A 1418-nucleotide genomic window follows, 5' to 3' on the forward strand; every position below is an offset into this window, starting at 1 on the left:
TTAATTTATTACATAGAGGTTTTATAAATGATAAACGAAAGAATAGAAGCAAAAAATGAAATGGAAGTGGTTATGTTAGAACAATTAGTTCCGCAAGACCATTTATTAAGAAAAATAGATAAATATATAGATTTTTTATTTATTAGAGATTTAACTAGCGATTTGTATTGTCATACAAATGGTCGACCAGCAGTTGATCCTGTAATTTTATTTAAAATGCTATTTATAGGATATCTTTATGGCATACGCTCCGAAAGGCAACTAGTTAAAGATATAGAAGTAAATTTAGCATATAGATGGTTTTTAGGATATTCTATTACGGAAAAAATTCCAGATGCATCTACAATAAGTCAAAACAGAATTAGAAGATTTAAAGGTACTGATATTCCACAAAAAATTTTCGATAATATAGTTATTCAAGCTATGGATAAAGGCTTAGTTGGTGGTAAAATTCTTTACTCTGATTCAACACATATAAAAGCTAATGCTAATAAGCGTAAGTTAGAAAAAGTTGAAGTTCAAGTAACACCTAAAGAATATATAGAACAATTAGATATTGATGTAAATTTGGATAGGGAAAATCATAATAAAAAGCCTTTAAAGCCAAGAAAACAAAAAGAAGAAACAAAGGAAATTAAGAAAAGTACTACAGATCCAGATAGTGGCTATATGATGAGAGATAATAAGCCAGAAGGATTCTTTTATCTAGATCACAGAACTGTAGATAGTAAAAATAATATAATTATGGATGTGCATGTTACCCCTGGTAACGTCAGCGATAGCGAACCAATATTAAAAAGAATAGATAGAATTGAAGAAGCTTTTAATATAAAGCCTAAGTACCTTGGATTAGATGCAGGATATTCAACAAATCCTATCTTTAAAGGAATAACAGATAGAGAGATAATACCAGTTATAGCATATAGGCGTTCTCCTCATAAAAAAGGAATGTATACAAAGAATAAGTACATATATGATTATGATAAAGATATATATATTTGTCCAAACAATGTTGCATTAATATATAAAACAACGACTCGCGAAGGCTATAAAGAATATAGATGTTTTGAAGAAATATGTATGTGTTGTCCTCATAAAGATAAATGTCTTGGAGATAAAGCTAAATATAAAATAATTAGAAGACATGTTTGGGAAAATCATAAGGACGATAATAAGAATTTCCTTAGAACTGAGAAAGGAAAAGGAATTTACGATAGAAGGAAAGAAACAGTTGAGCGAAGCTTTGCAGATTCAAAAAATCTGCATGGGCTTCGCTATTCTCGCTTCCGCGGACGCGAAAAAGTTTCAGAGCAATGCCTGTTAACTGCAGCAGTGCAGAATATGAAGAAGATAGCAACAAAACTATCTTCACTATTTTTATATTATATTGTTAATTTTTATGGTATTTTCAATTTTAA

Annotated in this window: 1 protein-coding gene; it reads left to right on the top strand. The window is 29.4% G+C overall.

Annotated features, from left to right (window positions below; all coding sequences use genetic code 11):
- Nucleotides 1–27 precede the first annotated feature (27 nt).
- The coding region (locus tag ABDZ60_RS18610; protein ID WP_343780257.1) for an IS1182 family transposase at nucleotides 28–1418 on the top strand (1391 nt) is incomplete at its 3' end.

This window comes from Clostridium sartagoforme, from assembly GCF_039521405.1.
Lineage (GTDB): Bacteria > Bacillota > Clostridia > Clostridiales > Clostridiaceae > Clostridium > Clostridium sartagoforme.